Source organism: Arthrobacter sp. KNU40 (assembly GCF_051515115.1).
Taxonomy (GTDB): Bacteria; Actinomycetota; Actinomycetes; order Actinomycetales; family Micrococcaceae; genus Arthrobacter.
In genome coordinates this window covers 555445-578171 of record NZ_CP195850.1, presented here as the reverse complement: position 1 = coordinate 578171, position 22727 = coordinate 555445, and the positions used below count along the sequence as shown (strand labels likewise).

15 protein-coding genes, 1 tRNA gene and 1 pseudogene are annotated in these 22727 nt (G+C 63.6%); 8 read left to right on the top strand and 9 right to left on the bottom strand.

The annotated features are described in order from the left end of the window. Positions 1-24: 24 nt before the first annotated feature. Positions 25-1233, bottom strand: a complete 1209-nt coding sequence (locus tag ACSKT0_RS02780) for an IS481 family transposase (RefSeq protein ID WP_437772408.1) — start codon at positions 1231-1233, stop codon at positions 25-27. A gap of 288 nt (positions 1234-1521) precedes the next feature. Here ACSKT0_RS02780 and ACSKT0_RS02775 point away from each other — a divergent pair, with 288 nt between their 5' ends. Beyond that, positions 1522-2604, top strand: a complete 1083-nt coding sequence (locus ACSKT0_RS02775) for a hypothetical protein (protein WP_437772407.1) — start codon at positions 1522-1524, stop codon at positions 2602-2604. An 87-nt stretch (positions 2605-2691) separates the two neighbouring features. Here ACSKT0_RS02775 and ACSKT0_RS02770 read toward each other — a convergent pair whose 3' ends face one another. Both ACSKT0_RS02770 and ACSKT0_RS02765 read right to left on the bottom strand, forming a co-directional pair. Then, positions 2692-4131, bottom strand: coding sequence for an MFS transporter (locus ACSKT0_RS02770; protein ID WP_437772406.1), 1440 nt, complete (start codon positions 4129-4131; stop codon positions 2692-2694). Further along, the gene (locus tag ACSKT0_RS02765) at positions 4128-6299 is read right to left on the bottom strand and encodes a RecQ family ATP-dependent DNA helicase (RefSeq protein WP_437772405.1); all 2172 of its coding nucleotides are present in this window, start codon (positions 6297-6299) and stop codon (positions 4128-4130) included. The genes ACSKT0_RS02770 and ACSKT0_RS02765 overlap by 4 nt, the downstream gene beginning before the upstream one ends. Positions 6300-6423: 124 nt before the next feature. Here ACSKT0_RS02765 and ACSKT0_RS02760 point away from each other — a divergent pair, with 124 nt between their 5' ends. The 4 genes from ACSKT0_RS02760 (at position 6424) to ACSKT0_RS02745 (ending at position 10111) form a co-directional block, all read left to right on the top strand. Beyond that, on the top strand, positions 6424-7842 hold the full coding sequence (locus ACSKT0_RS02760; RefSeq protein WP_437772404.1) for a phosphomannomutase/phosphoglucomutase: 1419 nt from the start codon (positions 6424-6426) through the stop codon (positions 7840-7842). A gap of 27 nt (positions 7843-7869) precedes the next feature. Then, positions 7870-8322, top strand: a complete 453-nt coding sequence (locus ACSKT0_RS02755; RefSeq protein ID WP_437772403.1) for a hypothetical protein — start codon at positions 7870-7872, stop codon at positions 8320-8322. 24 nt (positions 8323-8346) lie between these two features. Next, the gene (locus ACSKT0_RS02750; RefSeq protein ID WP_437772402.1) at positions 8347-8796 is read left to right on the top strand and encodes an RrF2 family transcriptional regulator; all 450 of its coding nucleotides are present in this window, start codon (positions 8347-8349) and stop codon (positions 8794-8796) included. 154 nt (positions 8797-8950) lie between these two features. After that, positions 8951-10111, top strand: a complete 1161-nt coding sequence (locus ACSKT0_RS02745; protein ID WP_437772401.1) for a globin domain-containing protein — start codon at positions 8951-8953, stop codon at positions 10109-10111. A 48-nt stretch (positions 10112-10159) separates the two neighbouring features. Here the strand turns inward: ACSKT0_RS02745 and ACSKT0_RS02740 are convergent, their stop codons facing one another. The 3 genes from ACSKT0_RS02740 to ACSKT0_RS02730 form a co-directional block, all read right to left on the bottom strand. Then, the gene (locus ACSKT0_RS02740; RefSeq protein WP_437772400.1) at positions 10160-10765 is read right to left on the bottom strand and encodes a TetR/AcrR family transcriptional regulator; all 606 of its coding nucleotides are present in this window, start codon (positions 10763-10765) and stop codon (positions 10160-10162) included. Between the two features lies 1 nt (position 10766). After that, positions 10767-13412 (bottom strand): PEP/pyruvate-binding domain-containing protein, encoded by a 2646-nt coding sequence (locus tag ACSKT0_RS02735; RefSeq protein ID WP_437772399.1) that lies wholly within the window; start codon positions 13410-13412, stop codon positions 10767-10769. Between the two features lie 159 nt (positions 13413-13571). Beyond that, positions 13572-15398, bottom strand: a complete 1827-nt coding sequence (locus tag ACSKT0_RS02730) for a phosphoenolpyruvate carboxykinase (GTP) (protein WP_437772398.1) — start codon at positions 15396-15398, stop codon at positions 13572-13574. A gap of 283 nt (positions 15399-15681) precedes the next feature. Between ACSKT0_RS02730 and ACSKT0_RS02725 the strand changes: the two genes are divergently transcribed. Next, a tRNA-Arg gene (locus ACSKT0_RS02725) sits at positions 15682-15755 on the top strand. A 24-nt stretch (positions 15756-15779) separates the two neighbouring features. On the opposite strand, the pseudogene ACSKT0_RS02720 reads toward ACSKT0_RS02725, so the two are convergent. The 3 genes and pseudogenes from ACSKT0_RS02720 to ACSKT0_RS02710 all read right to left on the bottom strand — a co-directional run. After that, positions 15780-16924: pseudogene (locus tag ACSKT0_RS02720) on the bottom strand (IS481 family transposase); the annotation flags it as partial. A gap of 37 nt (positions 16925-16961) precedes the next feature. After that, positions 16962-18269, bottom strand: a complete 1308-nt coding sequence (locus tag ACSKT0_RS02715; protein ID WP_437773953.1) for an IS256 family transposase — start codon at positions 18267-18269, stop codon at positions 16962-16964. Positions 18270-18886: 617 nt separating this feature from the next. Continuing rightward, positions 18887-19615, bottom strand: coding sequence for a FadR/GntR family transcriptional regulator (locus tag ACSKT0_RS02710; RefSeq protein WP_437772397.1), 729 nt, complete (start codon positions 19613-19615; stop codon positions 18887-18889). A 362-nt stretch (positions 19616-19977) separates the two neighbouring features. On the opposite strand from ACSKT0_RS02710, the gene ACSKT0_RS02705 reads away from it, so the two are divergent. Together ACSKT0_RS02705 and ACSKT0_RS02700 are read left to right on the top strand one after the other, a co-directional pair. Continuing rightward, complete coding sequence (locus tag ACSKT0_RS02705; protein ID WP_437772396.1) at positions 19978-21618, top strand: ABC transporter substrate-binding protein; 1641 nt, start codon at positions 19978-19980, stop codon at positions 21616-21618. A 202-nt stretch (positions 21619-21820) separates the two neighbouring features. After that, positions 21821-22726, top strand: a complete 906-nt coding sequence (locus ACSKT0_RS02700; RefSeq protein ID WP_437773952.1) for an ABC transporter permease — start codon at positions 21821-21823, stop codon at positions 22724-22726. Position 22727: the final 1 nt, after the last annotated feature.

Below are 22727 nucleotides of genomic sequence, written 5' to 3'. Positions count from 1 at the left end.
GTTTGTGATGAGTCGAGACATCCTTCATGGATGAGTCGGGTCATCGGTAACACCCCGGTCTTCGGACCGGGGTGTTTTTCTTTGTCTGGGTTGGTAGCCGCGGGCGGGGTCGATGGTGAGTTCGCGGATGATCTCTCCGGTGGCCGTGTCGCTGATCGTGACGTCCGTGTCGTGGATGAGCATCAGGACGTGTTTGCCGGCGTAGGCCCGCCCGATGCCGATGTGGCGGAGCCGTCCGGCGTGGCGGAGGGTGAGTTTCCCGAACCGGTCGACGCGGTCGATGCGGCGGCGCCAGTGGTCTCCTTGTTTCGCTCCGGACGGTGCTGCTTTGGGGGTCGCGGTGTAGGCCTCGTGCGGTGTTCTGCGGTTCAGGGCCCGGTGGGGGCGTTCGTGGTTGTAGATGTGGCGGAACTTGTCCAGTTGTTCGTTCAGGTCCGCCAGGGTGTGGGCGCGGGGCTGGCCGGTGAGCCATTTCTTCAGGGTCTGATGGAAGCGTTCGATCTTTCCCTGGGTCTGCGGGTGGCTGGGTGAGCCGTTTTTCTGGGTGATGCCCAGGGCGTGGAGCTGGTGTTCGAAGGCGTTGCGCCCCCCTTTTCCGCCGGCCAGGCGGGTGGTGTAGACCATGCCGTTATCGGTCAGGGTCGAGGCCGGCAACCCGTGTTCCGCGGCGGCGGCCAGGAAGGTGGACACCACCGCAGTGACGGTGACGGGCGTGAACGCGGCGCAGGCGAGCAGGTAGCGGGAGTGGTCATCGAGGAAGTTCAAAATCTCGGTATCGGTCCCGTCGGCCAGGGCCCAGTGGGTGAAGTCGGACTGCCAGGTTTCGTTGGGCTGGTGCGCCTCGAAGCGGTGCAGGGAGGACTTCGGGCGTTTCTTCGGCTCCGGGGCGATCAGGCCCGCGGTGTGCAGGATCCGGCGGATCGTGGAGATCGACGGCGCGTGTAGTCCTTCACGTCCAAGGTGCCAGGCGATCGTCACGGGCCCGGCGTCCAGGCCGGCAGCGTCCAGTTCCCGCCGCAGGGCCTGGACCCGGCCGGTGACAGCGTCGGTGGTTCGGCGCGGGTTGCTCAGCGGGCGTTTGGACCGGGGCTCGACGGCGTCGATGCCCCCTTCGGCTTCGCGCCTGAGGAGTTCATGGACCCAGCGGCGGCTGACTCCATAGCGGCGGGCCGCATCCGCGACGCTCAGGCCCTGGTCACGGACTGCAAGGACGATCACTTTCTGCTTCGACATGAAACATGCTCGCCGCGCCCGGGGCGTGAACGATGTCCCGACTCACCGGTGAAGCGTCAACCGGGAACGATGACCCGACTCATGTGTGAACTATGTCGTGAAACTACACACCCCCGTCTCCGCGTTTTGGCCCCGGTCCCTGACCGGGGCCTTTTGCGTTCCTCGGGCCCTCAGCGGCCTGGGTCTTCAACGGCGGCGGCGGGGAAGGTTCATGTCTCCGACTCTTTGAATTCAGCTCGCGCCAATAACCTCGTCCGGGTAACGGAGACCAACGACGAGGAGAGATTCATGCGTTCAATGACGAAGTTCGCGATCGCAACGGTTGGGGCCGTCCTGCTGTCGACCACGTTGCTCACGCCGCCGGCACTGGCGGCCAGCCCCGGTAACAACGCGGGACAAGACGGCTCCAACGGCAACGGACACCAAGGCAATACCGAGGGCTTCAGCTTCGGCGTCATCGGCGACGTGCCCTACGGTAACGCTGAAATCCAAGCCTTCCCCTCCTACATTCAGGACCTGAACGCGCACAAGGAACTGAGTTTTGTAGCACACGTGGGCGATATCAAGAACGGATCGTCCCAGTGCACGGACCAGTACTTCCAGGCCATCAAGACGAACTTCGACAGCTTTACTGCCCCTCTCGTCTACACCCCGGGTGACAACGAATGGACTGACTGCCACCGAACGAACAACGGTGCATACAACCCCCTGGAGAGGTTGGCCAAGGTGCGGGAAGTCTTCTTCCCGCAGCCAGGTGTCACGCTTGGTTCGCCGATGCAGGTGAAGTCACAGGCAAAGGAAGGCTTCCCGGAGAACGTCAGCTTCCGCAAGCATGAGGTCGCCTTCACTGCCGTCAACATTCCGGGCAGCAACAATTCAATGCTGCCTTGGACGGGACTCGGCCAGACCCAGCCCACCGCCGCCCAACTTAACGAGGTACAGCAGAGGACCGAGGCTGATATCCAGGAGTTGAGGGATACCTTCCGGAAGGCGCGGAACACCGGTGACCGGGCCGTCGTCGTGATGACTCAGGCGGACATGTTCGACCCGACAGTCGCGGCCCCTTCCCAGGCGGATTTTGGTGCTTTCAAGCCCCTGGTGCAGACCTTGATCGAGGAATCGAACTCGTTCGGCGGCCCGGTCTACCTGATCAATGGCGACAGTCACGTTTACAACCAAGACCACCCCCTCGCTGCCGGTTCCACATGGCTGTCTTTCTACGGCCAGGCCACAGCAGCGAAGAACCTGACCCGAATCACCGTGGATGGATCCAACAATGCCAAGGACTGGCTGAAGGTCACGGTCAACCCGGGTGAAGCAACGAGCGTCATGTCGTTCGACCGGATCCCGTTCACGCACCCGGCGTCCTAGCTAAACGATCCAAGCAAGACGGCGGACGGCCGAGAGTCGCCGGGATCTCCCGTATGGAAGTTCCGGCGACTAACGTCCTCGAAGGCCTCAGCCCCGCCGTTTCTCGGGTTTACTCACAGCACTGCGGCTGACTTCAGCGCCGGCGTGGCGGTGCAGCATCAGGCTGTCTATTGTGCTCAACAGCATCACGGCAGCCATGGCGAGGAAGGCGCCACGGTACGCCGAGGAAGGGCCGTCGCCGAAGAGCGACACATGGTCGAAGAGGCGCAGGAAGAGTGCACCCACTGCAATGCCGGCGCCCGCGGCCAGTTGCACCAACGTGGCTGATACTGCGTTGGCCGAGGGAAGCTCCCCCGGGACGATATCCGCATACTGCACCGAGGCGTACGCCGAGAATCCGATCGAGCGGAAGGCTCCGCTGGCCAGGAGCAAGGCAAAAATCAACGGCTCCGGGGTCCCTGCGTTGAGCGCTGCACAAGCGGCAAAGGTGACTGCTGAAGCGAAAGAGGCGAAGACCAACACGGGCTTGAAGCCGAACCGCCGAATGATGGGCGTCGTGGCAGGCTTGATGCCGATGTTGCCGATGAAAACCGCAGCCACCATGGCACCGGATTTGAGCGGATCCCAGCCAAAGCCGTCCTGGAACAACAGCGGCAACAGAAAGGGCACCGAGCTGATAGTCAGGCGATAGACGAACCCTCCGGTGGAGGTGGCCCGGAACGTGCGAGTGGCGAAAACCCGGAGATCGAAGAGCGGAGTCTTGGCTTTGAGCATCCACCAGGCCGCTCCGGCCAAAGCCAGTGCTCCGGCCAACAGCACAGCTGCCGGGACCACGCCCGCGCCGTGGCCGCCAACCCCTTCAAGGCCTACAACAAGCGATCCTACGCCGAAGGTGGTGAGCGTGAGCCCCCGCCAGTCGAGCCGCCGGCCAGCATCGCCTCCCGTACGCGGAACCAACCTCAGGGCTGCGATGAACGCAGCAAGCCCCAGCGGTACGTTGATCAGGAAGATCCAGTGCCAGGAAAGATAGGTAGTGAACGCTCCGCCCACAAGCGGCGCCAAGACGGGGGCCAGCAACCCGGGCCACACCAGGAACGCGGTGGCTCGGAGGAGCTCCGACTTGGGCGTGCCCCGCAGCACTACGAGAGTCCCGACCGGCACCATCATGGCCCCGCCGGCCCCCTGTGCCACCCGGCTCAAGGTCAGCAGGGTGAGGTCCTGGCTGGCCGCGCACAACAGCGACGCCACGGTGAACACTGCGATCGCCAGGCAGAAGATCCGGCGTGCCCCAAAGCGTTCTGCGAGCCAGCTGCTGAGCGGAATTCCCATGGCCACAGTCACCAGGTAGGCAGTCATCGTGACGTTGACATCGGCCGAGACCACTTTGAAGTCGGCCGCGATGCTCGGCATGGCCGTAGTAAGGACAGTTCCGTCCAGGAACTCCATGAAGAAGGTGGCGGCAACCAGCAAAGCGAGCCGCGGCTGCCACTTGGATCCGGACTGGACGTCCGGGACCGCGCCGGTCACGAGGCTTGACCGAGGACGAGAGGCAACACCGATCCTGCCCCCGCTTGCCTGAGGGCGCGGCCGGCAACGGTCATGGTCCAGCGGCTGTCCGCGAGGTCGTCGACCAAGAGAATGCCTTGACCGCCCAGCGACGCAAGGTTCTGTCCAAGTTCCGGACCCACCACGAGGCGCTCCCAGACACCGGCCAGCCGATAGGCGCTGTTGCCACCGCGCCCGCCCGTGGGTCCGCCGTGCTGGAGTTGGAGGGAACCCAGGTACGGCATCTGGCCGATGCCGGCTATGCCGCGGGCCAAGGATTCGACCAGCGCCGGCTTGTTCCTGGAGGGGATGCTCACGACGGCTGCCGGACGGCCTTGGCCACTCCACCCCGTGGACCGGCCGTCTCCGGCGGACCATTCGCGCAAGACCTGTACGCAAGCCTGCAACATGGCCGGTTCAACCTCGCGGTCAGCTGCGCCGGCGGCAAAGAGCTCACGGAGGGCACCACCCCAGCCGAGATCGGTCAGGCGGGCCAGGACGCGCCCTTCGGCCAGCAACTCCTCCGGCTTGATCTTGCCTTTCACCGTGACGCCGAGCCGATCCATGCCACTGGGCCATTGAAGCCGTGGTTCCAGCGCAAGACCCGCGCGCCGAAGCGTCTGCCCGGCGGCGTCGGCGGCGGCAGCTGCCACGTCCGCCGGGAACCACCTGCCGGCGCAATTGTCGCAGCGGCCGCATGCACGCGCGGACTCGTCGTCCAGGACCGCGGTGATGTATTCCATGCGGCATCCGGCGGTCTCTTGGTAAATCACCATGGAATCCTGCTCGTCCACCCGGGCCTCGGCGATCCGGGCGTAGCGCTCGGCGTCGTAGATCCACGGACTTCCAGTGGACCTCCACCCACCGCCCACGCGCTCCACCGCTCCATCCACGGCGAGCACCTTCAGCAGGAGTTCCAAAGGCGTCCGGCGCAGGTCCACCCGTGCTTCGAGGGCCACCGTGGACAAGGCAGAGCTGGATTCGGCCAAGACGTCGAGGACGGCTGCGGCCTTTTCCTCCGAGGGCATTGAAGCAGTCGCAAAGTACTGCCAGATCTCGCGGTCCTCGGATCCAGGCAGGAGGAGCACATCGGCATTTGCAGCGCCACGGCCGGCGCGTCCGACTTGCTGGTAGTAAGCAACGGGCGATGACGGGGCACCAAGGTGGATGACGAACCCGAGATCCGGCTTATCGAAGCCCATGCCGAGCGCCGATGTGGCAACCAACGCCTTCACTTGGTTGTCCTTGAGGAGTTGCTCGGCCCGTTCACGATCCGCGGGGTCCGTCCGCCCGGTGTAGGACAGGACGTGGTGGCCTGCCTCGGAGAGCAGCCGGGCGGTGTCTTCAGCGGCAGAAACGGTCAGGGTGTAGATGATTCCGCTGCCTGGCATGTCTGCAAGATGGGTCAGCAACCAGCCAAGGCGATCCCGCGAGTCGGCGAGCTTCAAGACACCCAGCCGCAAGGACTCCCGGCCAAGCTCACCTCGGATGGTCAGCACTCCAGCGCCGAGCTGTTCTTCGATGTCATGGACCACCCGGGAGTTGGCCGTGGCCGTGGTGGCCAAGACGGGAACGCTGCCAGGCAATTGCTCGATGAGATCGGAGATGCGCCGATAGTCGGGACGGAAATCGTGCCCCCAGTCCGAAATACAGTGTGCCTCGTCAATCACCAGGAGACCGGTACGGCGGATGAGCTCGGGAAGCTGGTTTTCCCGGAAGGAAGGATTCGTGAGCCGCTCCGGCGAAACCAGAAGGACATCCACTTCGTCCGCGGCCAGTTGTTCGCGGACATTGTCCCACTCAAGCTGATTGGCGGAGTTGATAGCTAAGGCCCGCACCCCGGCACGTGCGGCTGCCGCCACCTGGTCCCGCATCAGTGCGAGCAGCGGCGAAACGATGAGGGTGGGCCCTGCGCCCCGGCGCCTCAACAACAACGACGAGACGAAGTACACAGCCGACTTGCCCCAGCCTGTCCGGTGCACCACCAATGCGCGCCGTCCGGCGTCGACGAGGGCCTCAATCGCCTCATACTGGCCGTCGTGAAAACGGGCGTCCGCATTTCCCACAAGCTCCTTCAATACTTCAAGGGCCTGCAGCCGGGTGGTGGACTGATCAGCTGCGAGTAGGGCGGAATCCGGGTTGTTGGGCATGGCTTCAGTATTCCAGCACCCGCAGACAGCCAGAACCCGGGACGTCATCTATGTGGACAAACGTTTTCCACATAGATGACGTTCCCGCACAGCGACGACCTCGCTCCACAGTAAGATTGAGCGCGTGACTAGCGAGCAGAACAATACATTTGACCTCTCGGCTTCCTTCAAGGCCTATGACGTTCGGGGGATCGTCGGCGAATCCATCACCTCCCACATCGTGGAATCCGTCGGCGCGGCCTTCGTCGACACCCTCGGCCTCGCCGGGGAAACTGTGCTGGTTGGCGGCGACATGCGTCCGTCGTCTCCCGAATTCATCAAGGCATTCGCCGACGGCGCCGCTCGCCGCGGCGCCGATGTCCAGCTCCTGGACCTCATCTCCACCGACGAGCTCTACTACGCTTGCGGTGCCCTGAATGCGGCCGGCGCCACTTTTACCGCGAGCCACAATCCCGCCGAGTACAACGGCATCAAGATGTCCAAGGCCGGCGCCCAGCCGATCTCCTCCGAAACAGGCCTCAAGGAAATCCAGGCGCTGGCGGAGAAGTACCTCAACAGCGGAAGCATTCCGGCTGCGGATGTCCAAGGCAACATCGGCACCCGCGATGTCCTGAAGGACTATTCCGAGTACTTGCGCAGCCTGGTTGACCTCAAGGGCTCCCGTCCGCTGAAGATCGTCGTTGACGCCGGAAACGGCATGGCCGGGCTGACCACTCCCGCGGTGCTTGGTGACCAGTTGCTTCCTGCCCTGCCGTTCGAGATCGTCCCCCTGTACTTTGAGCTGGACGGCTCGTTCCCTAATCACCCCGCCAATCCGCTTGAGCCCGAAAACCTGCGCGATCTGCAAGCCGCAGTGATCGAGCACGGTGCGGATATCGGCCTGGCGTTCGACGGTGACGCCGACCGTTGCTTCGTGATTGACGAGAAGGGCGAACCAGTATCCCCGTCTGCCATCACCGGAATGGTTGCGCGCCGGGAAATCGCCCGAGCACAGGCGGCGGGGGAAAAGACCCCCGTAATCATCCACAACCTTCTGACCTCGCGGGCAGTCCCGGAGCTCGTGGCGACGGATGGTGGCAGGGCCGTGCGCACCCGTGTGGGGCACTCGTTCATCAAGGCAGTCATGGCCGAAGAAGGAGCCGTCTTCGGCGGCGAACACTCGGCGCACTTCTACTTCCGCGATTTTTGGAACGCGGACACCGGCATGCTCGCGGCCATGCACGTCTTGGCGGCATTGGGCGAGCAGGACGGCCCACTGTCCGATCTTGGCCGTCAGTACGAGCCATATGTCTCTTCCGGCGAAATCAATTCCGAAATCGAGGACAAGGCAGGAGCCATCGAGCGGGTCCGTGCCGATTTTGCTGGCGAAGACGTCGACGTGGACTACATGGACGGCAGCACCTTCACGGCGAAGGACGGCAGCTGGTGGTTCAATCTTCGTCCGTCCAACACGGAGCCTTTCCTGCGCCTGAACGCCGAGGCGAAGGATGTTGCAACCATGGAAAAGGTACGGGACCGCGTCCTCGCACTGGTCCGGTCCTAGCCGGCAGCCCCGAAGGCGGACAGCAGCATGGATTCCCAGATCAACGGCCTCGAAAGCACACAGGAAAACGAACTCCGCGAAGTGCGTGAAACCCTTGGGGCCGCCTTGGCAACAGCGCAGGAACACCTGGAACAAAACGGTGGGTTCCTGCCCTTCGCCGTCACACTCGCGGAGGATAACGAACTCCGGATCGTCTTCGTAACGCCCGGAGAGCCGGACGACGAGGGAAACGTCGACACAGAGTCGATGCTGGCAGACATCCTCGAATTACTGCGCCAAGGCCGTGACGAATACCGCGCGGTGGCGATTGCCAACGACGTCATCCTTCCGGAACACGGCTCGGACGGGATCCACGCCGCGGCTGAGCATCGCAGCGGCGGTCTCCTCGCAGCCGTTGTCCCGTATGTCCAGACCGCCGAAGGCTTCAGCTTTGACAACGCAGAAGTCGACACCAATGAACCCCTCGTATGGGTGGACTAGACCTTACTCCGTAAGCTTGAGGGCATGAAGATCAATGCCTTCGCGGATGTGAGCCTGCGTGCGCTCCTGGTTCTCTCGTCCGCGCCCGCAGGAGAACTCCTGACGACCCAGAACATCGCAGACGCCGTAGGGACTCCTTACCACCACGTCAGCAAGGCCATCGTCCGGCTGAGGGAGCTCGGCCTCATCGACGTCGAGCGCGGCCGAAACGGCGGATCACGGCTCAGCGCCGCCGGACAGCAGGCCACTGTTGGCCACATCCTGCGTGAACTGAATAACAGGGCCGACCCCGCCGAGTGCCAATCCGTACATGGCGACTGCCCGCTGATTACTGAATGCGGCCTGCGGCATGCCCTGGCCCGCGCGAGGGAAGCCTTCTACCGCGAGCTGGACGACGTCGTCGTGTCCTCGCTGCCGCGCCTTCGGCAGATGGTGCCGGCATTCCAGACGATCGGGTTACGCCCCGGACTGTAGACCCGGCTTATGGCGGGCCTCTGTCATCTTCGGGCGGTCGATTAGGCAAATACTTCTACGACGTGTAGAAATTAGTTATAGATACTTGCATTCCAAATACAAGTATTGATCCCGGTCCGTATGCGTCCCACGGGCCACTACGACAGGAGTACCTATGCTCTCGGACAAGTCCTTCCCCGTCATCGAGGCCACTTTGCCGCTCGTCGGCGCCCGGATTGGTGACATCACCCCCAAGTTCTACTCCCGACTCTTCGCTGCGCACCCCGAACTGCTCGATGGGCTGTTCAGCCGTTCGAACCAGCGCTCCGGCAACCAGCAGCAGGCCCTCGCTGGAAGCATCGCCGCCTTTGCAAGCCATCTGGTGAGCAACCCCGGAACCCTGCCGGAGACAGTTCTGTCCCGCATTGCACACCGCCACGCTTCCCTGGGGATCACCGAGCCACAGTACCAAGTGGTCTACGAGCACCTCTTCGCCGCCATCGCGGAAGACCTGGCCGAAGTCATCACCCCTGAAATCGCCGAAGCCTGGACAGAGGTCTATTGGCTCATGGCGGATGCGCTGATCAAGCTCGAAAAGGGACTCTACGCAGCGCAGGCCAATGGCAAGATGTGGAGCCCCTGGAAGGTCGCGTCGAAGACTCCTGCCGGCACCGGGTCGACGACCTTCACCCTGGAGCCAGCCGACGACACGCCGATTACTGAAGCTCTGCCGGGCCAGTACATCAGCGTCAAGGTCACACTCCCCGACGGCGTGCGCCAGGTCCGCCAGTACTCGCTTTCCGGCAACGCCGGCACCAGCCGCAGCTTCACGACAAAAATCGACGACGGCGGCGAGGTCTCGCCCGTGCTGCACAACACCGTTCGGGTGGGTGATGTCCTGGAGATCTCCAACCCCTATGGCGAGATCACGCTCAAGGAGGGCAACGGTCCCGTGGTCCTCGCCTCGGCGGGCATCGGCTGCACGCCCACGGCTTCCATCCTGCGCTCGCTCGCCGATTCCGGCTCCGACCGCCAAGTGCTGGTCCTGCACGCGGAGAGCAATCTGGACAGTTGGGCGTTGCGCGGCCAGATGACGGACGACGTCGAGCGCTTGGATGGTGCGGAACTCCAGCTCTGGCTGGAGGAACCGCAGGCCGGGTCCAAAGCGGGCTTCATGTCACTGCGCGAACTGGACCTCCCAGCCGATGCCTCGCTGTACCTCTGCGGACCGCTGCCGTTCATGAAGCACATCCGCAACGAAGCCATCAACGCCGGAATCCCCGCCACAAGGATTCACTACGAAGTCTTCGGACCGGACATCTGGCTCGCCAACTAACTAGCAGTAGGCGTCGTTTAGGGGCCCCAAAACGACACCTACTGCGAGTCAGTTGGGCGGCCCAACCAGCAACAACGGCAGCATTACCTCGTCCACCACGTGCACCAAATAGTCGTCATCGATCGGCACTCCAGAGAAGATGAACCGCTGCCGCAGCAAGGCGGGGCCGGCCTCGATCCTTGTCTCCGTGACCACGCTGGGATCGCATTCGCCGCGGGCCGCGGCCTGCTCAATGATGGCTCGCATGGTCTTGGCTACGTTGCCGCGGGCGTACTCCTGGACCTCAGCAGCCACAGCCGGATTCTGCAGCGCCTCCCCCAAGAGCCCGCGCATTGCTTGCCCCACGGCCCCTTCGAGTTGTTGGGCGACGAGCCGCAGGATCGCCAAGGCGTCTTCGCGCAGGCTGCCGGTGTCCGGCGCGGACGCCGTGCCGGGCATGGCATCGTAGGCTGCCTCAAGCACCAGGGCCGCGCGTCCGGGCCACCGCCTATAGAGCGAAGCTTTACTCGCCCTTGCGCGCTCGGCCACACTGTCCATGGTCAACGCCGCGTAGCCGGATTCGGCGATCTCTGCCAGGACCGCCTCGAAAATCGCACTGTTCAGGGCCGCCCCGCGCCGGCGCGGGAGCTTCCGGTGGTCCCGGTTCCCCGGCATCTCAAGGTCTCTCCGCCGAAGCGGCCGGCAGGACTACCCCCAGGGTTCCGTCCACGAGCACTTGCTGCCCGTCAGTCAAGGCGCTCGTGCCCGAACCGGTGCCCATAACTGCCGGAATTCCGTATTCCCTCGCAACGATCGCCGCATGCGAGCCGAGCCCGCCGGCGTCCACCACAACCGCGGCGGCCCGTTGGAACAACGGTGTCCAGGCTGGATTGGTGTACGGGCACACGAGGACCTCTCCGCTGCGCAGCCGTCCGAACTCGGCCGGTCTACGGATCACCCGGACCGGCCCGGTCGCTTGGCCGCGGCTCGCTGCCGTGCCGGAGAGGAGGACCCCTTCCACCTTGCGCCCTCGGCGGCTCTGACGGCTCTGACGGCCTCCGCCGAAGAGCAAAGCCGGATCGAGCAGCGGGATGCCTTCGAGTTCGCGCCGCTTTGCCTCGCGAGCCAGTACCAGCGGCCGGAAACGGTCACGGAGTGAAGCCGGCAGCGCGCCGTCGTCGTTGTCTGTGATGGACTCCAGTTCCTCGAACCGCAGGTGATAGATCTCCTCGGACTCATCGATGACGCCGGCCATCACCAGTCGGCGGCCGAGCTCCCGGTAGGCCCGGCGGATAGGCGGGATGGCTTTGGTGGCGTAGAAGTGGCTGTCCTCGCGGAAAGCCATTCCGGCTTGGGCGGACTCGACGGCGGCGAGCACCCTGCGCCGCAGCGGTTCGAAGCGGAGAGCCGGATGACGTTTCAATTCCGCAAGCGCAATCCCGCCCTGGTCGACTGTTTGGGGCCGCTCTCCAGACAAGGCCTTCACGAGACCAAGAACCACCTCGGGGGCATCAGACCACGTGGGCGAACTGCTGAGGACAACGCTTGTGGTTTCGCGGTGGCCGTACTCGAGCTGGAACGCCTTGAAGGCCTCGAGGAAAGCGCGATGTTCGGGCTCATTTTCCAGCAACTCCAGGAGCTCACGGGGTCCTGCATCACGTAACGCGCGGGACAGCCCGGGATCGTCCGCCGCGATGGAAGCGAGCCGTTCAAGGGCCCGGTTCGCCTGGCTCGTGCGGGATTCCGCCCCCGCGATCAGCGCAGGCGCAAGCTTGATCTTGCCCAAGAGCAGAAGCATGAAACGCATTTTCAGCACCGGCACCGGAATGCCGGGCAGGTAGGAGACCCTCAAGTCCGTAATGCCCTGCATCGCCGCGAAGCATTCCCCGGCAAATGCAACCACCGCACGCCACCGCAGCGGGCCGAGGTCCTTGCCGTTCAGCCTTTCAATGTTGTTGATAAACAGGGAGAAACGAGGATCCTGGGTCCATGCGCCGGCTTTGAATCGCCTCGACCGGCGCAGCAAGGACACCGGCGCGGCAAGCGTTCGGATGGTCGCGCGCGGCACAGGCGGGATGAGCTGCACCACTACCCCGTCTTCCTCCGGCAACAACTCCTCCACTGTTGGGAACACCACGCCCACGCTCCCGGCCATGCCGTGCAGCATCGCAAGGATCCCCCGACTCATCCAGCCGGATACGTCCAAAGGATAGGGCCGCTCCTGGAACATCTCGATGAAGAACGGCCCCACCCGACGTTGGACCGCGTTGAGGACGGGCGGTTGGGGCGGGAGAGCGGTCATCGGCCGTGACTGCAGTACGTACAGCGTTCCGCCGGCGGCCGCCCACTCGATGTCCTGAGGCCGGCCGAAATGCTGCTGGGCTTTGTTTCCCTGCATGGCCAACTCCGCCAATTCCTTCGCGGCGAGCCCTGGTTTCGTGCTTTGCATACCGGAGCTTTCTCGCGTGCCGCTGCCCTCAGCCGCGCTGATCACTACCTCGCGGCCACCCGGCGTGAAACCCAGCACTTTCCCCGAGGCGTCCAGGACATAGTGCTCCGGGGTCACCCGCCCGGAGACCACGGCCTCGCCCAGCCCGGGGTTCGCGTCCACCACCATCTCACCGCGCTCACCCGTGACCGGGTTCGCGGTAAACAGGACACCCGCCATGGCGGCCGGCACCATTTTTTGCACGACGACGGCGATGGCCACCTCGTGCGGATCAATTCCCTGCCGTCGGCGATAAGCCATGGCCCGGTCCGTCCACAACGATGCCCAGCAATTGGCGACGGCCTGGACAACACCGTCCCCGCCCAGCACGTTGAGATAGGTGTCCTGCTGACCGGCGAACGCGGCTCCCGGAAGATCCTCCGCCGTGGCGCTCGACCGGACCGCGACCGCCCCGCCGCCCAGCTTCGCATAGGCATCGAGGATCTCCTGCCGCAACCGGCCGGGCATTTCCGCCGCGGCGAAAAGTGCCCGGAGGGCCGCATCGCCGTCACCGCCGGTACCGTCGCCGCCGTCGGGCGCACCGCCGTCGGGAGCTTCATCAGGCCCGACGGACAGGAAACCGCTCAGTGCGGCACCCACGTTCGTTTCCGCCAGAAAGGAGGAGTACGCGCCCGTGGTGATAATAAATCCCGGCGGCACTGGAAACCCTTGACGCACCAATTCCCCCAGCGCGGCACCTTTTCCACCGGCAATGGCGACATCCCCGACGCCGAAATCGGCCAAGGGGGCGGTAGCCTGCTGGGCCGTTTTGGGCCCGTCACGCGGTTCTGAAGGCAGAGTGGACTCTTCTGTGTGCGGCTGGGAATCGTCCATGGCCCGGACCCCCGAAATAGAGAACTGTTGGTTCTCTAAAAGCTACGCTCGCGCCAATCGCGGCACAATGCTCCCGATTCGGCTGCTCCAAGATGGGGGAAACGACGACGACGGTCCAGCACCGAGGTGCGGGACCGTCGTCGTAAGCCTGCAGGTGGTCTAGGCCAGGCGGGCCTTCAGTCCGTCGAGCTCAGAGAGGAGCGCAGCCGGCAGGGAACCGCCGAACTTTGCGTACCATTCTTCGATCGATGCCAGTTCGGTCTTCCACTCGGAGGCGTCGACGCGCACTGCGGCTTCCACCTCGGCGGGGGTCATGTCCAGGCCTTCGAGATCGATGGACTCGCCGGTCGGCACGAAGCCGATGGGAGTCTCGACGGCGTCGGCCTTGCCTTCAAGGCGCTCGATGGCCCACTTGAGGACGCGGGCGTTGTCACCGAAGCCGGGCCAGGCGAAGCCACCCTCGGCAGTGCGGCGGAACCAGTTGACCAGGAAGATCTTGGGCAGTCGCTCCAGGTTCGCCTTGGCAGACAGGTTGACCCAGTGGTTCAGGTAGTCGCCTGCGTCGTAGCCGATGAACGGCAGCATGGCCATGGGATCACGACGCACAACGCCAACGGCACCGGCCGCAGCAGCGGTGGTCTCGGAGGACAGCGTGGAACCCATGAAAATGCCGTTGGACCAGTCTCGGGCCTCGGTGACCAGCGGGATAGTGGTCTTGCGGCGGCCGCCGAAGAGGATCGCGGAGAGCTCAACGCCGTCGGGGCTGAAGTATTCCTCGGCGAGCATGTCGATCTGGTCGATCGGGGTGCAGAAGCGGGAGTTCGGGTGTGCCGCCGGCTTGTCGGAGTCGGGGGTCCAGGAGTTGCCCTGCCAGTCAGTCAGGTGCGCCGGAGTTTTCTCCGTCATGCCCTCCCACCACACGCCGCCGTCGTCGGTCATCGCGACGTTGGTGAAGATGCTGTTGCCCTTGGCGATGGCACGCATGGCGTTGGGGTTGGTGCCCCAACCGGTGCCGGGAGCGACGCCGAACAGGCCGGCCTCGGGGTTGACGGCGCGGAGCTCGCCCTCCTTGCCGAAGCGCATCCAGGTGATGTCGTCCCCGAGGGTCTCGACCTTCCAGCCCTTGATGGTGGGGTCGAGCAGCGCAAGGTTGGTCTTGCCGCAAGCGGAGGGGAACGCCGCAGAAATGTAGTAGGTCTTCTGCTCAGGCGAAGTCAGCTTCAGGATGAGCATGTGCTCGGCCAGCCAGCCTTCGTCGCGGGCCATGACGGATGCGATGCGCAGGGCGTAGCACTTCTTGCCGAGGAGGGCGTTGCCGCCGTAGCCGGATCCGAAGGACCAAATGGAGCGCTCTTCCGGGAAGTGCACGATCCACTTGTCGGGGTTGCAAGGCCATGCGACGTCGGCCTGGCCGGCTTCCAACGGAGCGCCCAGGGAGTGCAGCGCGGGGACGAAGAAAGCGTCGGTCTGCGTGATGCGCTCAAGGACGTCGGTGCCGATGCGCGCCATGATGCGCATCGAGGCAACAACGTAGGCCGAGTCGGTGATCTCGACGCCGAACTTCGGATCTTCGGCATCCAGGTGGCCCATGACGAACGGAATGACGTACATGGTGCGGCCGCGCATGGAGCCGGCGAACAGCCCGCGCAGCTTCAGCTTCATCTCGGACGGAGCCATCCAGTTGTTGGTGAAGCCTGCGTCGTGCTCCTTCTCGGAGCAGATGAAGGTCTGCTCTTCGACACGGGCTACGTCCGCGGGATCAGAGAATGCAGCAAATGAATTGGGGAAGAGTTCTTGGTTCAGTCTCTTCAGGGTGCCGGCCGCGACAAGTTCGTCGGTCAGCTTCTTGTTTTCAGCTTCACTGCCGTCAACCCAGTGGATGCGGTCCGGCTGTGTCAGCTCGGCTACTTCCTCCACCCAGGCCAACAGGCGTGCATGCGTAGTAGGTGCCTTCTCAAGCAACGGCAGTCGCGCCAGATCGCCCATCGTGGTTCCCTTCCTCGGGTTCAGTGGTGTGTCCTAAATGCTAGGGGTCGCGGAGTAGACCAATCTGGGTTCGGACGTGGGATCTCTTGACCATTTCGGAGCAAAACCCCTAAAAATCAAGGATCCGCGTCACGGATACGCCAAATTTAGTGACTAAGGTCACATAGACCGGTCTAGTTAGGCAGATTACACCGCATCGATTTGGCACCAACAGGGATCTCGCGTAAAGTTTATTGAGGTTCGAGGGGGGAACGAGTTTGAAACTCCCGAGAATCACCAAGATGCGCCCATAGCTCAGCTGGATAGAGCGTCTGTCTACGGAACAGAAGGCCGGGGGTTCGAATCCCTCTGGGCGCACAATGTGATGAGTCGAGACATCCTTCATGGATGAGTCGGGTCATCGGTAACACCCCGGTCTTCGGACCGGGGTGTTTTTCTTTGTCTGGGTTGGTAGCCGCGGGCGGGGTCGATGGTGAGTTCGCGGATGATCTCTCCGGTGGCCGTGTCGCTGATCGTGACGTCCGTGTCGTGGATGAGCATCAGGACGTGTTTGCCGGCGTAGGCCCGCCCGATGCCGATGTGGCGGAGCCGTCCGGCGTGGCGGAGGGTGAGTTTCCCGAACCGGTCGACGCGGTCGATGCGGCGGCGCCAGTGGTCTCCTTGTTTCGCTCCGGACGGTGCTGCTTTGGGGGTCGCGGTGTAGGCCTCGTGCGGTGTTCTGCGGTTCAGGGCCCGGTGGGGGCGTTCGTGGTTGTAGATGTGGCGGAACTTGTCCAGTTGTTCGTTCAGGTCCGCCAGGGTGTGGGCGCGGGGCTGGCCGGTGAGCCATTTCTTCAGGGTCTGATGGAAGCGTTCGATCTTTCCCTGGGTCTGCGGGTGGCTGGGTGAGCCGTTTTTCTGGGTGATGCCCAGGGCATGGAGCTGGTGTTCGAAGGCGTTGCGCCCCCCCCTTTTCCGCCGGCCAGGCGGGTGGTGTAGACCATGCCGTTATCGGTCAGGGTCGAGGCCGGCAACCCGTGTTCCGCGGCGGCGGCCAGGAAGGTGGACACCACCGCAGTGACGGTGACGGGCGTGAACGCGGCGCAGGCGAGCAGGTAGCGGGAGTGGTCATCGAGGAAGTTCAAAATCTCGGTATCGGTCCCGTCGGCCAGGGCCCAGTGGGTGAAGTCGGACTGCCAGGTTTCGTTGGGCTGGTGCGCCTCGAAGCGGTGCAGGGAGGACTTCGGGCGTTTCTTCGGCTCCGGGGCGATCAGGCCCGCGGTGTGCAGGATCCGGCGGATCGTGGAGGTCGACGGCGCGTGTAGTCCTTCACGTCCAAGGTGCCAGGCGATCGTCACGGGCCCGGCGTCCAGGCCGGCAGCGTCCAGTTCCCGCCGCAGGGCCTGGACCCGGCCGGTGACAGCGTCGGTGGTTCGGCGCGGGTTGCTCAGCGGGCGTTTGGACCGGGGCTCGACGGCGTCGATGCCCCCTTCGGCTTCGCGCCTGAGGAGTTCATGGACCCAGCGGCGGCTGACTCCATAGCGGCGGAGCCTGTCAAGTTGTTTGTGTAGGAGGACCGTTGTCTTAGTTGTTCAGGTAGGGCCTAAGCCGGTCGGGGTAGTTCAGGATAAGGATCCCCAGGGCTTCGTTCCATCCTGGGGTGAAGGTGCCTTCGATGAGCTTGTGGACGGTTTTGGAGCGGTTGTCGCGGGTCTTGCTGTCCATCTTGGCCCGTTCGCTGGCGCGTTTGTCCTCGATGTTGCAGATGGCGAGCCAGAGTAGCTTTACCGCTGCCTGGTCGTTGGGGAAGTGCCCGCGGTTCTTGATGATCTTGCGCAGTTGGTAGTTCAGCGACTCGATCGCGTTGGTCGTATAGATGATGCGTCTGAGTGGTGGCGGGAACGCCAGGAACGGTGTGAATTTCTCCCAGCTGTTGCGCCAGGTTCGGACCGTTGCCGGGTATTTCCGTCCCAGATCGGAGGCCTCGAACTCGTCCAAGGCGTCTTGGGCGGCGTCGGCCGTCGGGGCGGTGTAAACCGGGCGCAACGCGGCGGCGACCTTTTTGCGGTCCTGGTAGCCGATGAAGCGCATCGAGGCCCGGATCAGATGCACGACGCAGGTTTGCACGGTGGCTTCTGGCCACGTTGCCGCGACGGCTTCGGGGAAGCCGGTGAGCCCGTCGCAGCAAACGATGAGGACGTCCCTGACGCCGCGGTTGGCCAGTTCAGCGCAGACCCCGGCCCAGAACTTCGCTCCCTCGGCGGCCTCGACCCGGATGCCCAGGACGTGCTTGATGCCGTCCATGTCCACGCCGACGGCGATGTGCGCGGCGCGGTTCTGGACCTGATGGCCGTCCCGGACCTTGATGATGATTGCATCCAGATAGAGAATCGGGTACAGTGGGTCCAGCGAACGCTTCTGCCATTCCAGCACCTCTTCGAGGACCTCATCGGTGATCTTGGAGATGGTCTCTCGTGAGAGTTCGGTGCCCAAGGTCGATTCCAGATGGTGGGCGATGTCCCGGATCGTCATGCCGCCGGCGTACAGACTCACGATCATGTCATCCAGGCCTCCGGTGCGGCGGGAACCCTTGGGAACCAAGCGCGGAGTGAACGAGCCATCACGGTCCCGTGGGATGGCCAGATCCACGTCACCGGCCGAGGTACCCAGGGTTTTGGGATAGGACCCGTTGCGCGAGTTCGGAAGGAAACGCCCGACCGGGTCACCCTTGTCATATCCCAGGTGTCCCGACAACTCGGCCTGCAGCCCGCGTTCCAGGGAGGCTTTGATCAGCTGCTGGATGAAGCCATCCTTGCCATCGAGCTCCAGCTGACCGAAATCAATCTGCGCCATCAGCTCATCAAAGGCACCAGATGCCTTGAACGCATCCATGCTGCCGGCAGCCGCGGCCCGCACAGCCAATTCCTCCGGAGTCACTTCACGGGGTTCAGTCATGGCCACAATGATTCTCCAATCACCTAGCGACTACAGCCCTCCCACACAAACAATCTGACACCCTCTAGCGGCGGGCCGCATCCGCGACGCTCAGGCCCTGGTCACGGACTGCAAGGACGATCACTTTCTGCTTCGACATGAAACATGCTCGCCGCGCCCGGGGCGTGAACGATGTCCCGACTCACCGGTGAAGCGTCAACCGGGAACGATGACCCGACTCATGTGTGAACTATGTCGTGAAACTACACACCTCTGGGCGCACAAATGAAGACCCGCACCGGGCCCGGTGCGGGTCTTTTTTCGTTAAATTCCGGGCCCGGGTTTGGTTTGCCGCAGCGCCCTCCCCTGTGCTCCGCGTTGCCCGCGCCTTCCTGACCCTCTTTGGCGCGCCACGGCCACCAAATGACGAGACCGGCGGTGTCGCAAGTGCTTTCCCAAACCAAACAAGGTCAGGAAGGCACAGGGCGCCGTCACCCGACCGCACAAAAGCCAAGGGCCGCCGTCGTACTTCATGAAAAAGTACGACGGCGGCCCTTGAGCTTGGGTGCCAGGCCTTAGACTGCGACGGCCTCGCTGATTCGACGGCGGATTCCGTCGAAATGACGGTTGAGGAGTTCGGCAGCCGCGGTCTTGTCCCCGGTAGCGACGGCGGTGTAGATGCTTCGGTGCATGGCCGCGGTTGCTACAAGATCTTCGTTGGCGGAGCCGATCTCCACATGGATCTTCCGGTAGACCTTCCAGAAAACGCCCATGAGGTTGATGAGGAGCTCGTTGTTGAGCGGCTCGAACAGCCGGCGGTGGAACTCGGCGTCGGCGGCTACGAAGTTCTCGCCAGCGTGCGCGAGCTCCTCCATCTGCTTGACGGCTTCTTCGATCAGGGCGAGCTGTTCGGCGGTCATCACGTCCATGGAAGAGCCGATCAGTCCCGATTCGAGGGCCTGGCGCACGTCCACGAGTTGCAGGGCCTCGAGCCCTTGGTGGCGCAGCGACAAGCGGCCCCGGAACGTCAGGCCGTCGGCGAGCGCCTCGAAGTTGCTGGGGGCGACGAACATGCCAAAGCCGTGGCGGATCTCGATGACCCCCAGGGCCTGCAGCACTTTCAGGGATTCGCGCAGGGTGTTGCGCCCTACCCCCAGAGCCACGGAGAGTTCATTTTCCGTGGGCAAAGGATCGCCCGCCTCGAGCTCGCGCTCGAGGATCAACTCCATAATGTCCGACTGGAGGGCCCTGAGCCGGGCCTGTGCGCTGAACCGCGCCTGCGGAACGACACCGGAAGTGGTCATGGCTCTCCTTGCAAAAGTACTCATCCTCGGCCGGACCCTTTCAGGACCGGGGACAAGGAATCAGTGCAGTGTTAATGTTGAGGTGAGCCTAGCGCCCACCGTGGATATAGTGCTTCGCAACATACAATATCGGATGTCCCATCTCCTTGATAGATGTTCGCCTTTATTTTTGACCGAGCCCCAGGCTGAACCTCGCAAGGCGAAACCCGGCGCCGCGCCCGTCGGGAGCACCCCGCGAGGAGCGTCGCGGCCGCTCGCCGGGCCGCTAGTGATCCAGATCTCGCTTGACGACTTCATGTGACCACCCTTACAGTTTCTTTACGAGCATCGGATGTCCTACATCCGATAACCAGAAAACTTGAATGGTGAGGCATCTTATGAGCAACACGATTAACAACCTGCCGCTGGTCAGCGACGCCAGCCGACGCAACTTCCTCAAGCTGACCGGGGCGATTGGAGCCGCGGCAGCGTTCACGGCCAGCCTGTCCGCATGTGGCGGTCCTGCCTCCACCACCACGGGCGCAGCAAACAACACTGCGACCGTCAACAAGGACCTCACCATCGAGGCAGGCATCTCCTATGCCTTGTCCACGGGTTTCGACCCGATGACGTCCTCCGGCGCCACGCCGCAGGCCGCCAACCTGCACGTCTTCGAAGGCCTCGTGGAACTCCACCCCGCCACCCGCGAGCCCTACAACGCGCTGGCAGCGAGCGACCCCAAGAAGGTCAACGACACCACATATCAGGTGACCATCCGCGACGGTGCCAAGTTCCACAACGGCACCCCTGTCACCACCGACGATGTTGTCTACTCCTTCACCCGCGTGATGGACCCGGCCAACAAGTCCTTGTTCTCCCAGTTCATTCCATTCATCAAGGACGTCAAGGCCCTCGATGCCAAGACGGTCGAGTTCTCGCTGAAATACCCCTTCCCGGGCTTCGGACCGCGAATCTCCGTGGTGAAGGTGGTTCCGAAGGCGTTGGCATCAGCCGACCAGAAGGGATTCGATGCCAAGCCCGTCGGCTCCGGCCCTTACAAGCTGATCTCGGCAGTCAAGGACGACAAGATCGTCTTCGAAGCATTCGCTGACTACAACGGCCCCAAGCCGGCACTCGCCAAGGGCATGACGTGGCTGCTGCTCTCGGACGCGGCAGCCCGTGTCACGGCAGTGCAGTCGGGCCGCGTCCAGGCAATCGAAGACGTCCCCTACCTGGACATGGACGGGCTCAAGTCCAAGACCCGCGTTGAGTCCGTGCAGTCCTTCGGCATGCTGTTCCTGATGTTCAACTGCGCCAAGGCCCCGTTCGACAACAAGCTGGTGCGCCAGGCACTCCACTACGGACTGGACAAGGACGCCATCATCAAGAAGGCCTTGTTCGGCAATGCGAAGGCTGCGTCGTCGTACTTCCAGGAGGGCCACCCGGACTACGTCAAAGCCAAGAACGTCTACTCCTACGATCCCCAGAAGGCCGCGGACCTCCTCAAGCAGGCCGGCGTGAGCAACCTCGAATTCGAGCTGCTCACCACGGATACCGCTTGGGTCAAGGACGTTGCTCCGCTGATGCTGGAATCCTGGAACAAGATCCCGGGCGTCAAGGTGACCGCAAAGAACCTCCAGTCCGGCGCCTTGTACTCGGACAGGGTCGGCAAAGCCGACTTCTCCGTGGTCGCGGCCCCGGGCGACCCCTCCGTCTTCGGCAACGACGCAGACCTGCTCTTGAGCTGGTTCTACTCGGGCGCCACCTGGATGGCCAAGCGCGCCTACTGGACCACTCCGGAAAGCGCCACCCTCCAGGGCCTGATGGATAAGGGCTCGCAGGCCGCAGCCGCCGATGCGAAAAAGATCACCGGCCAAATCGTGGATCTCGTCTCCGATGAAGTCCCGCTGTACCCGCTGTTCCACCGCCAGCTCCCCAGCGCTTGGGACGAAAAGAAGCTCTCAGGCTTCAAGCCGCTGCCCACCACGGGACTGTCCTTCATCGGCGTCGGCCGCACCTCCTAGACACACCCACCCCAACTAGCTCGCATTTGTTGTCGTTTAGACGGCTCAAAACGACAACTACTGCGAGCTAGTTGGGCGAGGCGCACCCCTTAGAAGCACTACCCCGCGAGACCGCCACTGGGTCCCCGCACCAAAGCAACCGGAGAACAAATTGGTCATGATATTGCGTCTGCTTGGACGCAGGCTCGCAGCGTTGCCCCTGATGATCCTGGGCATCACACTGCTGGTCTTCCTCGTCCTTCAAGCAGCCCCAGGCGACCAGGCCAGCTCGGCCCTCGGCGAAGGCGCCAGCGAGGCCGCCAAACAGCAGTACCGCCAGGACAACGGCCTGAACGATCCCCTGTTCGTCCAATACTTCCGTTTCCTCGGCCGACTCCTGCAGCTCGACCTTGGCGTGACTACACCGCCGTCCAAGTCGGTGGCAAGCATGATCGCCTCAGCCTTCCCGCTGACCCTCCAGCTGACCTTCCTCGGCGTGATCATCGCCGTCGTCCTGTCTTTGGTTTTCGGCATCATCGGCGCCCTTTACCGCGACAAATGGCAGGACCAGCTGGTCCGGATCTTCTCCATCGCAGCCATCGCCACCCCGTCCTTCTGGCTTGGCATCCTGCTCATCCAGTGGTTCGCGCTCGGTGACAACCCGCTGTTCCCCTCGGGTGGAATCGCGACGCCGGAGTCCGGCTTCGGCGGCTGGCTCAACTCGATGGCGCTCCCGGCCCTCGCGCTCGGCATTCCGGTCTCCGCTTCCCTGATCCGCGTGGTCCGCACGTCCATGGTGGAGGAACTGGACCGTGACTACGTCCGCACAGCCATCGGCAACGGAGTCCCCTACCGCGAGGTGGTTTCCCGGAACGTCCTGCGCAACGCGCTCGTGACTCCGGTGACCGTGCTGGGACTCAGGATCGGCTACCTCCTGGGCGGCGCCGTCGTCATTGAAATGATCTTCGCCCTTCCGGGCATGGGCCAGCTGATCCTCAACGGCATCACCAACCTGGACGTCAACCTGGTCCAGGGCGTGGTCCTCACCATCTCGGTCACCTTCGTTCTAGTGAACATCGTGGTGGACCTCCTGTACCTGCTCATCAACCCCCGAATCAGGACGGTATAGC